Below are 12,512 nucleotides of genomic sequence, written 5' to 3' on the forward strand. Positions count from 1 at the left end.
AATCTAGACAAATTTAGATTGAAACCGTTGACGGACGTCAATTCAATTGGAAAAAATGTGCTTCTGCAAGAAGCGGAGGCCATTCGAGGCGTAGCCGAAGCTATAGGCCAAACCGGAGATTTTCAAGAATGCGTACAAACCATTTTGGGACTGCGCGGGCGCGTGGTCGTTACCGGCATCGGTAAAAGTGCGCATATCGCCGGCAAGATGGTGGCCACGCTGAACTCTACTGGTACGCCGGCCCTGTTTATGCACGCTGCCGACGCCATTCACGGCGACCTGGGCATGATTCAGGCCGGCGACTTCGTCATCTGCATCAGCAAGAGCGGCGACACGCCCGAAATCAAGGTCCTCGTGCCGCTGCTGCGCCGCAAACAGGTGCCCATGGCCGCCTTGGTTTCCAACCGCGACTCGTACTTGGCCAAGCAAGCCGACTTTGTGCTTCACGCCCCGGTAGAGCGGGAAGCCTGCCCCCACAACCTGGCCCCGACCACCAGCACCACGGCGGCCCTGGCCCTCGGCGACGCTTTGGCGGTGGCCTTGCTGGAGTCGCGCGGCTTCACCTCCCACGACTTTGCCACCTTGCACCCCGGCGGCACGCTGGGCAAGAAGCTTTACCTGAAGGTAGGCGACCTGAGCCGGCAGAACCAGGCGCCCCAAGTCCTTTTAAACGCCGGGCTGCGCGAAATAATTCTGGAAATCAGCGGCAAACGCCTCGGGGCCACCGCCGTGCTCGACGGAGTCGGCGCGCTGCAGGGCATCATCACCGACGGCGACCTGCGCCGCATGCTCACCAACTTCGAGCCGGAGCGCCTGCGCGAGGTGCAGGCCCAGACCATTATGACGCCCAGCCCGGTGGCCATCGACATGGAAGAGTTTGCGGCCGAAGCCCTAGCGCGCATGCAAGCCCGCAACATCACCCAGCTGGTGGTGACGGAAGCCGGGCGTTTTCAGGGCTTTATCCACCTGCACGATTTGCTGCGCGAAGGGCTGGTGTAGCGGATTTGTTACCTTTGCTGCGCCGAATAGCGGCGCGCCTTCCCCTGTTAGCTCGCCGCCGGGCTACTCTACTTCCTACGTTGAATGAATCAGAACACGTACCTCGTGGTCATGGCGGGCGGCATTGGCAGCCGTTTCTGGCCCTTTAGCCGTACCAACAACCCCAAGCAGTTCCACGATGTACTCGGCGTGGGCAAATCCATGCTGCGCCTGACAGTGGACCGTTTTGCCGGCATCTGCCCGCCCGAAAACGTATTTGTGGTGACCAACCGCGACTACACGGCCCTGGTGCAGCAGCACCTGCCCGAGCTGCGGCCCGACCAGATTCTGGGGGAGCCCATCGGCCGTAACACGGCTCCGTGCATCGCCTACGCCAGCTACCGCATCGCGCAGCGCGACCCGCAGGCCACCATCATCGTGACGCCGGCCGACCACGCGGTGCTGAAAGAGGACGTGTTCCAGGACGTGATTCGGCAGGCCGTCAGCGCGGCGCAGCAGAACGACGTGCTGATTACCCTCGGCATTCAGCCCTCGCGCCCCGACACGGGCTACGGCTACATCCAGTTCATGGACGAGCAGAAGCTGGGCGACACCAATCTGCGCAAGGTGAAGACCTTCACCGAGAAGCCCAACCTGGAGCTGGCGCAGATGTTCGTCGACAGCGGCGACTTCCTGTGGAACTCCGGCCTGTTTGTGTGGCGGGCCGACGCGATTGTGCGGGCTTTCCACCACTACCTGAGCGACATTGCCGAAGTATTCGATGAAGGCGTCGATCAGCTGGGCACCCCGCAGGAAGCCGCGTTCATCGACGAAGCTTACTCGCGCAGCCGCAACATCAGTATCGACTACGGCATCATGGAAAAAGCCGACAACGTGTACGTGCTGCCCGCCGACTTCGGCTGGAGCGACCTGGGCACCTGGGACTCGCTGCACCGCATGGGCCGCCGCGACGAGCAGAACAACGTCATCGACGGCGACGTGATGCTTTACGACAGCAAGGAGTGCGTCATCAAAACGCCGACCGAGCGCCTCGTGGTAGTGCAAGGGCTGGAAGGCTACATCGTAGCCGAGTACGACAACGTGCTGCTGATCTGCAAGCGTACCGAGGAGCAGCGCGTGAAGGAGTTCGTCGCCGACGTGAAGTCGAAAAAAGGCGCGGGGTATAACTAAAAACCTTCTGTCATCCTGGACAAAGCCAAGGACCTTCTTACGTCGGATAGTAGTCTATCTAACGTGAGAAGGTCCTTCGCTTTGCGGATGCTAGATCAAGGATGATAACTCCTGGGCCTGTTGCTGGGTGCTACTGCTGCGGCGCAGCTAGGCGCTGGCGCAGTACTTCGTAGAGCAGGATGCCGCTGGCTACCGACACGTTCAGGGAGCCAATCTGGCCAATCATCGGGATGCGCAGACGGGCGTCGGCTAGGTCCAGCAGCTCGGGGCTGATGCCGTCTTCCTCGCTGCCCATCACCACTACCAGCGGCCCGGTCATGTCGATGGAAGCTTTTTCCAAGCTGGCGTCGCCCTTCTCGGTGCAGGCTACTACCTGCAGGCCCGAGTCCTTGAGGCGGCGCAGCGTAGCGTGCAGGTTCGACTCGCGGCACACGGGCACGCGCGTCAGGGCACCGGCAGAGGTTTTCAGCGCATCGCCGTTCATCTGGGCCGCTCCGTGGGTGGGCACTACAAGGGCATCGACGCCCAGGCATTCGGCCGAGCGGGCAATGGCGCCGAAGTTGCGCACGTCCGTCAGGCGGTCGAGCACCAGAATCAGCGGGCTCTTGCCCTGTTCGAACAGCCCGGGCAGCAGGGTATCCAGCGGGGCGTAGTCGATGGGGGACAGGAATGCTACTGCGCCTTGGTGGTTTTTCTTGGTGAGGTTGTCGAGCTTTTCGTAGGGCACCAGCGAAATGGGCGTGCCCGCGTTGCGGGCCAGCGTGCTGATGTCGCTGACGATGGTGTTCTTGGCACCCTTCAGCAAGTAAATTTTTTCCAGAGTCTTGCCAGCCTCCAGGGCTTCCAGGATGGGGCGCAGACCGAAAATCATTTCGATGCTGCGGTCCTGGGCCGGGCGCTGCGGGTATTTCTTAAAGGGGGCGGGGCGGCGCTCGTTCAGCGGCCGGCCGGCGGGGCGGGGGCGGTCTTGCCTGTTCTCCATTGCTGCACGGCGCGCATCCAGAGCCATTCGTACTCCGGGCGACGCACCAGTTCGTAGTAATCAGATGCAAAGGTACTCGCTTTGGCCCGGAACACGTAGGCGGCCCGGCGGTCCACGCCTTCGTACTCCCACCGTTCGGTGCTGGCCGAACGTTCTACGCGGTCGGGCGGGCCGAGGACGATGTAGAGCATACCGCGGTCGGTCATCCAGCCGGGCTTGTGGGCGGCAAACAGGCGGTTGGCGTCGGCCACGCGGCCGTAGTAGCTGCGGATGAACAGGCGGGCCACGGTCTGTTCCTGATTACCGGCCTTCAGCCAGAACTCGTCGACGGCGCGTTTGGGCACTTCGGCGCCCAGCATTTGCTCCCGCTCCACGGAGGTGGTAAGGTAGCGTAGCGGGTCAATCAGCTGCGGCGCCGTGGTAACTTCCGGGTACGCCACGGGCTGCACCAACACGCCTAACGGCGGCGTATCGGCCACTTGCAATGTGTAAAGACCGGGCTCCTGGGGTTTAAACAGCTGCTCAGGGCTCAGGGCAGCAGTAGCTTCCGCCTTCAGCGTGCGGGCATGCGCCTGAATGGCCGGATCGGAGTAGGGCGGCAGGGCAGGGGTGAAGTCGGAGGGGAAGCGGCGGACGGTAACCGCGCCCGGCGGCCCGTACGCGTCGATGCGGACGGCCTCGCCGCTGCGCAGGTAGCGGCGAAACAGCGGCCGCCCGGCCGAATCGGTCAGGATAAACGGCCGCGTGCGTACCTCCGGCGTCAGGCGTAGCCACACGGCGGAACCGGTATTGCTGCTCAACGCTTCCGTGGAGCCCACAACCAGCAACGACGCGGGTGCCAGCGGGGCCAGTGGCACGCAGAAACTCACCGTGACGTCGGTACCCTGTTGGGTACTGCCAAAGGCGCCCAGGTTTTCCTGCCAGCCCGGCTGCCGCGACTCGTAGCTGCCCCAGCTCACCACGCGCAGAGCCTGATCGGCCCGCGGGGCGGTGCCCGCCGGAAAGCGTACGTACAGGCGCAGGCTGTCCCCTTCGCGGCGGGCATCGATGCTCGGGTGCGGCCCGCTTTGGTACAGCTCCGAATAATCGAGGCGCCAGGGAATGGGCAGGCGCTGCGCCGAAGCCGCCACCGTGCTCACCAGCCACAGGAAAATCCACAGGTAACGCATAGCTACATCGACTAACGCAGAATCGGGCCCAACAGCTACACGAATAAAGTAGAAGCAGGCCAAAAACAAACCGGCCCCGCGGGTAGCAGGGCCGGTCTGGTAAAGAACGAAGCTGGTAATCAGCCGCCTTGCTGCGGGTAATACTGCTGCAGCAGCTGCAGGGCCTTGGTCGCGCGGGCCCGGTCGCCTACCTGCTCGGCAGCGCGGTACACACTCTGCAGCGTGAGCAGGTTCAGCTGCACTTCCATATCGAACAGGGCACCGTCGGGGGCGGTGTTGTAGTAGGCCAGGGCCTGCTGGGCGCGGTTGGTCATGGTGTCCATGATTTCGTTGGCGCGCTGCGTTTCGCCCACTTTCACCAGCGGCACCACGAATTGCGGCACGTAGTAGTCGTAGGGAATCGACTTATCCGGCATCACCTTGAAGCAGTAGTCCATCACCTCCTTGGCCTTGGCGTTGTCGCCGGCGTCCACGTAGCTCTGCGCCAGGCGGTAGAACTTGTCGCGGTAGTTGGCCGGGAAGCGCAGGTTGTTCTCGTCGTAGAAGATGTCGGCGCGGTCGAGGTTGCGGTACGCGAAGCGCTTCATCATGATGTCGTACATCAACGACTTCTCCACGAAACCTTCCTGGCCGCTGCGCGGGTCGAAGTTCGGGTCTTTCAGCGGCAGCACGCGGTAAGCTAAGCCTTCGAGCTGGAAGTAGGGCTGCAGGTTCATGAAGTCCTGCGAGTTCACCGTCGACGAGAAGTAAATCGGGCGCTGCCAGTTGTTGGTGGCCAGCATGTCCAGAATCACCAGGTTTTTCTTCTCGATGGCGCCGCGGCCCATGTCCCACTCCATGCGGCCTACCAGTTGGTTCTGGCGGTCTGCCGGCACTAGGCCCATTTGCTTCACGGCGGCCGTGTCTATGTTCAGGTAGAACTTGCGCGTGGGGAAGGAGAGCAGCGGACGGCCGCTCTGCGTTTGTACCTGCAGCAAGGGCGAGTTTTGCTCCACCAGCTGCATGAACTGCTTCAGGTCTACGTCCTTCACGGCCGGGTTTTCGGCGAAGGGCAGGTAGTCATTGGTGCCCTGCTGGTACACCGAGTGCTCCATGGAGATGGGCAGCGGCTGCGACTTGTAGGCGCGGCGCTTCATCTGGTCAATGTACCAGTCGGTGTTCAGGTAGCTGAGCACGGCCACGCGCACGTCGGTGCGCACGCCTTCCACTTCCTGAGCGTACCAGAGCGGGAAGGTGTCGTTGTCGCCGTTGGTGAAGAGCACCGCGTTGGGCTGCAGCGAGTTCAGCAGGTTCTTGGCCGAATCCACCGAGTTGTAGCGGTCCGAACGGTCGTGGTCGTTCCAGCCTTGGGCGGCCATCAGGGCCGGTGCCAGCAGGCTCAGCGCCACGGCAATACCGCCGCGGGTGCCGTCGGACTTCACCACGGACCGCAGCAACTCCGCCAAGCCTAGCACCCCGAGGCCAATCCAGATGGCAAAGGCGTAGGTGGCGCCGGTGAAGGTGTAGTCCCGCTCGCGCGGCTCGATGGGCGGTTGGTTCAGGTAAATGACGATGGCCAGGCCCGTAAACAGGAACAGGAAGCCTACCATCAGGGCGTTGGTGCCGTCGCGGCGCACGTGGAAGAACAAACCCACGATGCCCAACAGCAGCGGAATGGCGAAGAAGTTGTTGCGGGCTTCGCTGTCGGCCAGGCGCTCGGGCAGCCCCGTCTTGGACTCAGTAGGCCACATCACGCCGGCCTGCTGCACGTCGGAGTCGCGGCCGACGAAGTTCCACATGAAGTAGCGCCAGAACATGTGACCCATCTGGTAGCGGAACAGGAAGCCTAGGTTTTCACCCATAGTGGGGCGGGCGTAGCTGGTCTGGCCCGTTTCGGGGTCTTGCTGCTGGCGCACGTTCACGCCCCATTTCTGGTACTGCTGAATGTGGCCAGGGTCGGGCGAGTACAAACGTGGCAACAAGACTTTGTCCTCGTCGCGGTACAGCGTTTCGAGGCGGTGCTCCGCTACTTCGTACTTATCCGTGCCGCGTACATAACGCGGAGCGCCTTCTTTCTGGTCGTAGGGCTGGGCGCTGAACTGCGGGCCGTAGAGCAGGGGACGGTCGCCGTACTGCTCGCGCTTCAGGTAGCTCACGAACGACAGCACGTCGTTGGGCGTGTTCTCGTTGATGGTGGGCAGGAACGACGAGCGGATCGGGATGATCAGGTACGAAGAGTAGCCGATCAGGATAAATACCAGGCTGAGCAGAGCCGTGTTCAGCAGGCGGCTCTGGCGCTGCTTGGAGTAGCGGAAGCCAAACCATAGCAAGGCGAAAAAGACAATCAGGAAGAAAATCAGGCCTGAATTGAAGGGAAGCCCGATGCTGTTGACGAAGTACACTTCCAGCGCCCCGGCCAGCGAAGGCAGGCCCGGAATGATGCCCACCAGAATCAGCCCGACAATGATGCTGCTCACTACCAGCGTAATCAGCCCGCCCATCCAGGTGGGCGTGTTGGTGCGGCGAAAGTAGTAAATCAGGCCCAGGGCGGGAATAGCCAACAGGTTCAACAAGTGCACCCCGATGCTGAGGCCCATTACGTAGGCAATCAGAATCAGCCACTTATCCGAGTCGTATTCATCGGCGCGGTTTTCCCACTTCAGCATCAGCCATACCACCACTGCGGTGCAGAGCGAAGACATGGCGTATACCTCGGCCTCCACGGCGTTGAACCAGAACGAATCCGAAAACGCCAGCGCCAGCGCGCCTACCACGCCACTGCCCAGGATCAGTACCGACTGGCCGGCCGTGGGCTCGGCAAACCGGTCGTCGTGCATGCCGGGGCGGCGCAACACCAGCTTCTTGGCCAGCATGGTGATGCTCCAGAACAGGAACAGCACCGTAAAGGAAGAGCTGAGCGCCGACAAGGCATTCACCATCACCGACACCTTCGTCACGTCGCCGAAGGAGAGCAGCGAGAACAGGCGGCCCAGCAGCAGGAAGGTGGGAGCCCCGGGCGGGTGCGGCACCAGGAGTTTGTAGGAGCAGGCGATGAACTCGCCGCAGTCCCAGAAACTGGCCGTGGGTTCCAGGGTGAGTAGATAAGTAATGGTGGCCACGGCAAATACCAGCCAGCCCACCAGGTTATTTAAACGCGAGTAACGCTGCATACGGGGATTTTCAGGAATGCCAAAAGTAGGCATAAATGCGGCAAGGGCCGAAGGCCGTGGCGCAAGGCCGTTATTACTCCGCCCGGCAAATAAAAAAAGCACCCGCTCCTCAAGGGAACGGGTGCTCAGTGGAGCGGTGAAAGTAGCTGAGGAGGCTAGTTCTGCAGCGTAACGCGCTTGGAGGCTAGCACCTTGTCGTTGCTGATGAGCGAGCAGAAGTACAGCCCGGCTGGCAGGCCCGACAAGTCCAGATTCTGGCCCGTGGTCAGCACCTCGGGACGCAGCGTGAGCACCCGCACTTCCCGGCCGATAATGTTGGTCACGCGCAGGTTATAGGCCTGCCCATGTTTCAGCTCACCCAGCGCAACGGTGGCCTGGCCGCCGCGTACCGGGTTGGGGTAGATGTTTAGCTGCGCGGCCAAGGCAGTGGCAGTTTGCACCGGCGTAGCCGTGGCTACGGTGATGCGGCCCCACATGCCAAAGCCTGGGCCACCGTGTGCCGTGCAGTGGTAATCGTACTGCCCCGAGGTCGTAAACGTGACGTCCCGCGTGGGGATGGCCGAGCCGGGCGTAAAAGCCGCAAAAGCCGCGGGGCTGCTGTCCGACACCGTCGGGTGCACGCCTTCTACCCATTGAAACCGAACGACGTCGCCGGGAAGGATAGTTATGAACTGCGGGGAGTACTCATTATTGCGGACCTGCACCGTGACGGTGGCGGCCCAGGCAGCCGACTGTAGCAACAGCAGGCTGGCGGCAACAAACAGGCGAGTAAAAAGCTTCATGGAGTCTGGCGTTGAGAAGCGGTACCGCTGCGCGATACCGGGTAAGATAGGAGGTTTCCACTAAGGTGGGCGTTAGTCCCTTGTCCTGATGACCGGAAGAACAAGCACCGTGCCGGGCTACGTCCGCCGGGCGGCTGGTTCTTAAACAGGTCACAGGCTCAGAAGTTTAAGGCGTTAGGGGGCAGGCATAGCGAGGCTGAGGATTGGTTTGCCAATCCACTCGCAGCATCCCCGCGGAAGGTTGCCTGCCTTAAGAAGTTGTACTCTAGCTGTTGAGCACGTGGCGGATTTCCTGCAGGTCGAAAGAGCGCCGCTGACCGTTGGGCAACTCCACCACCAACTGCCCCAACTCAGTCACGTCCATAATTCGTCCGTTCAGCCGCTGACCCGCTACTTCAAAGGGGTGCCATTCGTCGAAGCGGTAGAGCATTTGCAGGTAGGCTGCGCGCAGCGCCTCGTACTGCCCGGCGCGCAACTGCAGGTAGCGGCGCTCCAGGCTTTCGAGCAGGCGCGTGACCAGCGGCGCCAGCGCGTAGCTGCGCCCGGTCAGGCGGCTAAACGAAGTAGCCGTAGATACGCCGAATTGCGTTTGGTTAATATTTAATCCGATACCGACCACGCTAAATTGAATTTGTGCGCCGCTTAGCGTGTTCTCAATCAGGATGCCACCCAGCTTCTGATCCTGGTAAAACAGGTCGTTGGGCCATTTCAGGCGCAGCGCAGGGTCGGGGCCGAGCAGGACAGCGGCCCAGTCGTGCACTCCCAGGGCCACGGCCAGGTTCAGGCGGAACTGGGCGGCGGCCGGCAGAAACGTCGGCCGCCAGACCACCGACAGGGTCAGGTTCTCGCCCGGCGCGGCTTCCCACTGGTTGCCCCGCTGGCCCCGGCCGGCCGTTTGGTGGTCTGTTATGACGGTGCATCCATCCGTGGCGCGGTTTTGGACTAGCAGGTCCCGTGCCTCGGTGTTCGTGGAGCCGCATTCCGGCAACCATATGACCTGTTGGCCCGTGAAGAGCGTTTGGGGACTAATCGGCTCCACTTGTTTTTCGCTACTTTGTGTTGACAAACCTACTTTCCTCACATGAAAATTACCCCGGTTCGGCAGGATTCGGACAACTTGGCAGAACTTGTCGTACGCGGCATGCAGGACAAAAAAGCTTCTGACATCGTCGTACTCAATCTTAAACACCTTAAAAACGCCGTTGCCGATTACTTCGTCATCTGCTCGGCTTCTTCAGATACTCAGCTCGATGCCATTGCCCGCTCGGTAGAGGAAGAAGTAGAGAAGACCACAGGCCAGAACCCGTGGCAGAGCGAAGGCCGCCAAAACCGTGAGTGGGTGCTCTTGGACTACGTCGATGTAGTGGTTCACGTGTTCCTGCGCGACCGTCGTTCCTTCTACGCTCTGGAAGAGCTGTGGGGCGACGCCGAAATCTCCTATATCGAAGAGGAAACGGCCGTAAAGTAAGACGGTGCGGCCTGCTGCGGCGCGAAATTTTCGTCGTCGGTAAAATAAATCCATACTGGCTGCGTCAGCCCCTGCAGCAGGCCGTCCTATTGCCCCGCCGTTCCGGCTGCGGGGCCGAACAATCCGCCGTGGCGGCGTGTTCAGCCCAGTGTCTCCCTTCGTCGAAGACCTTTCTACTACATGCCAGATAACACTCCTTCTCCGAAAAAGAAAAAGCCCATGCTGCCCACGCCCGGTTCGCCGCGGCCCGGGGTGCAGCTATGGGTGCTGCTGGGGTTGGCGATACTCACGTTCGGGCTTTACTACCTGAGCAAGGGCAACACCGCCATGCAAATCAAGCAGCAACGCTTCGAGCAAATGCTGCTCGCCGGCGACGTGCGCGACGTAACGCTCGTCAATGACCAGCTGGTAGAAGTTACGCTCAACTCGCAGGCGCTGCAGAAGCCTGAATACCGTCAGCAGCTGCGCAACCGCGGACCGCTGGTCTCGGATCAGGGGCCGCACTACGCCTTCCGCGTCATTGACGGCAAGTCCTTCAAAGAAGATTTAGATAAGCTGCAGACCAATGTGCCGGCCGATCGGCGTGTGGGCCTGCAGGTCGACAGTCGAACGGGCTTTGGTGAAATCTTCACCGGCTGGGGCTTCTTTATCATCCTGCTGGTCGGCTTCTGGTTCCTGATGCGCCGCATGAGCGGCACTGGTGGTCCGGGCGGCCAGATCTTCAACATCGGTAAGTCGCGCGCGGCTCTCTTCGAGGGCGGCGACAAAGTGAAGGTCACCTTCAAGGACGTGGCCGGTTTGGAAGAAGCTAAAGAGGAAGTGCAGGAAATTGTGGAGTTCCTCAAGAACCCTTCGAAATTCACCATCCTCGGCGGTAAGATTCCCAAAGGTGCTCTGTTGGTCGGGCCTCCCGGTACCGGCAAAACCCTGCTGGCCAAAGCTGTAGCTGGGGAAGCCGACGTGCCCTTCTTCTCGCTGTCGGGCTCCGACTTCGTGGAAATGTTCGTCGGGGTAGGTGCTGCCCGTGTGCGCGACCTGTTCAAACAGGCCAAAGCCAAGGCGCCTTGCATCATCTTCATCGACGAAATTGACGCCATCGGCCGTAGCCGTTCGCGCGGCAACGTGCCCGGCGGCAACGACGAACGGGAAAATACCCTGAACTCGCTGCTGGTGGAAATGGACGGTTTTGGTACCGACTCCGGCGTTATCATCCTTGCCGCTACCAACCGCCCCGACACGCTGGACTCGGCTTTGCTGCGCCCCGGCCGTTTCGACCGTCAGATCAGCGTTGATCCGCCAGACCTGAATGGCCGCACGGCCATCTTCCAAGTGCACTTGAAGCCGCTAACCCTGGCCCCCGACGTGGATGCCAAGCGTCTGTCGGCGCAGACTCCTGGTTTTGCCGGAGCAGAAATTGCCAACGTCTGCAACGAGGCCGCCCTCATTGCCGCTCGCCGCGACAAGAAGATGGTGACCATGCAGGACTTCCACGACGCTATTGACCGCGTTATTGGTGGCCTGGAAAAGAAGAACAAGATTATCAGCCCCGAGGAAAAGAAAATCGTGGCTTACCACGAAGCCGGCCACGCCGTAGCAGGCTGGTTCCTCGAGCACGCTGAGCCCTTGGTGAAGGTGAGCATTGTGCCCCGCGGCTACGCGGCCCTGGGCTACGCACAGTACCTGCCCCGCGAGCAGTTTCTGTACACCACCGAGCAGCTGCTGGACCAGATGTGCGTAACGCTGGGTGGCCGCGCGGCCGAAGACTTAGTGTTCGGCAAGATTTCGACCGGTGCCCTGTCGGACCTTGAAAGTATTACCAAGCGTGCCTACGGCATGGTGTCGGTGTACGGCATGAACGACAAGATTGGTAACGTGTCGTTCTATGACTCACAGGGACGCAACGAGTATGGCTTCTCCAAGCCTTATTCCGAGGCCACCGCTCAGACCATCGACGAGGAAGCTCGCAAGATGATTCAGGGTCAGTACGAGCGCACCAAGCAGCTACTCATTGACCGCCGAACGGAACTGGAAGCCGTAGCTCAAGAGCTACTGCGAAAAGAAGTGCTGCTGCAGGATGATCTGGAGCGCCTCGTAGGCAAGCGCCCGTTTGCTGTACCTACCGCCTATCAGGCCCACATGGAAGGTACTGACCGTAGCGAAACGCTTTCCGAGTGGCGCGAGGGGCACCCCAGCGGGGCGTCGCCGCTGCACCACGATGCACCGGAGCCGCCGCTGCCCGGCCTAGATGGCCCGGCCACGCCGGAGCCTAGCCTGCCAAGCGGAGCACCCGTATCGTCCGGCGCTCAGTAAAACATTGGGTACCTTCTGACAAAGCCAACAGGCGCTGCTCCGTAGAGCAGCGCCTGTTGGCTTTGTATACTGGCTGAGAATAAGGGGTAAACGCAAAAAAACCGCCGGTAAGACCTGCGGTTTTTCGACACACCTATTGCAACAACCTATATGAGGAAAGCCTCTTGCGTGGCCAATCCCCGGATAGATGTACTTGTTAAGCCGGGCCCTCCAGGGAAGGAATCAGACCGACTATTATATCTCCGATGCGCATGACGGAGCCAACGCGCAAGGCTTCTGCTACTTTGAGCTCATCTGCCAGCAGTACGCCATCAGTAGTGAGCAGGGGGCCGAGTTCAGCTACTTCCTCGAACCTAGTGGTAGTAGCGGTTGGCATTAATACTAGGGCGAAAGAGTGGCGAACTTGACAATACAAGATTACCACCGCTTGAAGCGAATAGAAAGGAAAGAATACGTGTCTTTGTGACTAATATTTGACAGGAT

The 12,512-nt window shown here is 60.9% G+C and carries 10 protein-coding genes; 4 read left to right on the top strand and 6 right to left on the bottom strand.

Going from position 1 to position 12,512, the window contains the following annotated elements; all coding sequences use genetic code 11:
* Positions 1 to 42: 42 nt before the first annotated feature.
* Positions 43 to 195 carry a hypothetical protein gene (locus B0919_RS25985; protein ID WP_317043905.1) on the bottom strand — a complete coding sequence of 51 codons (153 nt, stop codon included), beginning with the start codon at positions 193 to 195 and terminating at the stop codon, positions 43 to 45.
* Between the two features lie 12 nt (positions 196 to 207).
* Here B0919_RS25985 and B0919_RS22055 point away from each other — a divergent pair, with 12 nt between their 5' ends.
* Together B0919_RS22055 and B0919_RS22060 are read left to right on the top strand one after the other, a co-directional pair.
* Positions 208 to 999, top strand: coding sequence for a KpsF/GutQ family sugar-phosphate isomerase (locus B0919_RS22055; protein WP_317043906.1), 792 nt, complete (start codon positions 208 to 210; stop codon positions 997 to 999).
* Positions 1,000 to 1,083: 84 nt separating this feature from the next.
* Entirely contained in the window at positions 1,084 to 2,169 is a 1,086-nt protein-coding gene (locus B0919_RS22060; protein ID WP_078014472.1) for a mannose-1-phosphate guanylyltransferase, read from the top strand.
* Positions 2,170 to 2,299: 130 nt separating this feature from the next.
* Here B0919_RS22060 and rlmB read toward each other — a convergent pair whose 3' ends face one another.
* The 5 genes from rlmB to B0919_RS22085 form a co-directional block, all read right to left on the bottom strand.
* A complete protein-coding gene (gene rlmB, locus B0919_RS22065; RefSeq protein ID WP_078014473.1) occupies positions 2,300 to 3,151 on the bottom strand; it encodes a 23S rRNA (guanosine(2251)-2'-O)-methyltransferase RlmB in 852 nt (283 codons plus the stop codon).
* Entirely contained in the window at positions 3,106 to 4,320 is a 1,215-nt protein-coding gene (locus B0919_RS22070; protein ID WP_078014474.1) for a GWxTD domain-containing protein, read from the bottom strand. The genes rlmB and B0919_RS22070 overlap by 46 nt, the downstream gene beginning before the upstream one ends.
* Positions 4,321 to 4,439: 119 nt before the next feature.
* Entirely contained in the window at positions 4,440 to 7,469 is a 3,030-nt protein-coding gene (locus B0919_RS22075; RefSeq protein WP_078014475.1) for a protein O-mannosyl-transferase family, read from the bottom strand.
* 155 nt (positions 7,470 to 7,624) lie between these two features.
* A complete protein-coding gene (locus B0919_RS22080) occupies positions 7,625 to 8,251 on the bottom strand; it encodes a T9SS type A sorting domain-containing protein (protein ID WP_078014476.1) in 627 nt (208 codons plus the stop codon).
* A 265-nt stretch (positions 8,252 to 8,516) separates the two neighbouring features.
* On the bottom strand, positions 8,517 to 9,290 hold the full coding sequence (locus tag B0919_RS22085) for a biotin--[acetyl-CoA-carboxylase] ligase (protein ID WP_254846643.1): 774 nt from the start codon (positions 9,288 to 9,290) through the stop codon (positions 8,517 to 8,519).
* Positions 9,291 to 9,332: 42 nt separating this feature from the next.
* On the opposite strand from B0919_RS22085, the gene rsfS reads away from it, so the two are divergent.
* Both rsfS and ftsH read left to right on the top strand, forming a co-directional pair.
* Positions 9,333 to 9,719, top strand: a complete 387-nt coding sequence (gene rsfS / locus B0919_RS22090) for a ribosome silencing factor (protein WP_078014478.1) — start codon at positions 9,333 to 9,335, stop codon at positions 9,717 to 9,719.
* Between the two features lie 180 nt (positions 9,720 to 9,899).
* Positions 9,900 to 12,029 carry an ATP-dependent zinc metalloprotease FtsH gene (gene ftsH / locus B0919_RS22095; protein WP_078014479.1) on the top strand — a complete coding sequence of 710 codons (2,130 nt, stop codon included), beginning with the start codon at positions 9,900 to 9,902 and terminating at the stop codon, positions 12,027 to 12,029.
* The last annotated feature ends 483 nt before the right edge of the window (positions 12,030 to 12,512 follow it).

The organism is Hymenobacter sp. CRA2 (assembly GCF_002007105.1).
Classification (GTDB): Bacteria; Bacteroidota; Bacteroidia; order Cytophagales; family Hymenobacteraceae; genus Solirubrum.

Excerpts from the sequence above, each read along its gene's own strand:
- B0919_RS25985 (WP_317043905.1), bottom strand. The coding sequence starts at position 195 with ATGCGCACTTTTACCGATGCCGGTAACGACCACGCGCCCGCGCAGTCC.
- B0919_RS22055 (WP_317043906.1), top strand. The coding sequence starts at position 208 with ATGGTGGCCACGCTGAACTCTACTGGTACGCCGGCCCTGTTTATGCAC.
- B0919_RS22060 (WP_078014472.1), top strand. The coding sequence starts at position 1,084 with ATGAATCAGAACACGTACCTCGTGGTCATGGCGGGCGGCATTGGCAGC.
- rlmB (WP_078014473.1), bottom strand. The coding sequence starts at position 3,151 with ATGGAGAACAGGCAAGACCGCCCCCGCCCCGCCGGCCGGCCGCTGAAC.
- B0919_RS22070 (WP_078014474.1), bottom strand. The coding sequence starts at position 4,320 with ATGCGTTACCTGTGGATTTTCCTGTGGCTGGTGAGCACGGTGGCGGCT.
- B0919_RS22075 (WP_078014475.1), bottom strand. The coding sequence starts at position 7,469 with ATGCAGCGTTACTCGCGTTTAAATAACCTGGTGGGCTGGCTGGTATTT.
- B0919_RS22080 (WP_078014476.1), bottom strand. The coding sequence starts at position 8,251 with ATGAAGCTTTTTACTCGCCTGTTTGTTGCCGCCAGCCTGCTGTTGCTA.
- rsfS (WP_078014478.1), top strand. The coding sequence starts at position 9,333 with ATGAAAATTACCCCGGTTCGGCAGGATTCGGACAACTTGGCAGAACTT.
- ftsH (WP_078014479.1), top strand. The coding sequence starts at position 9,900 with ATGCCAGATAACACTCCTTCTCCGAAAAAGAAAAAGCCCATGCTGCCC.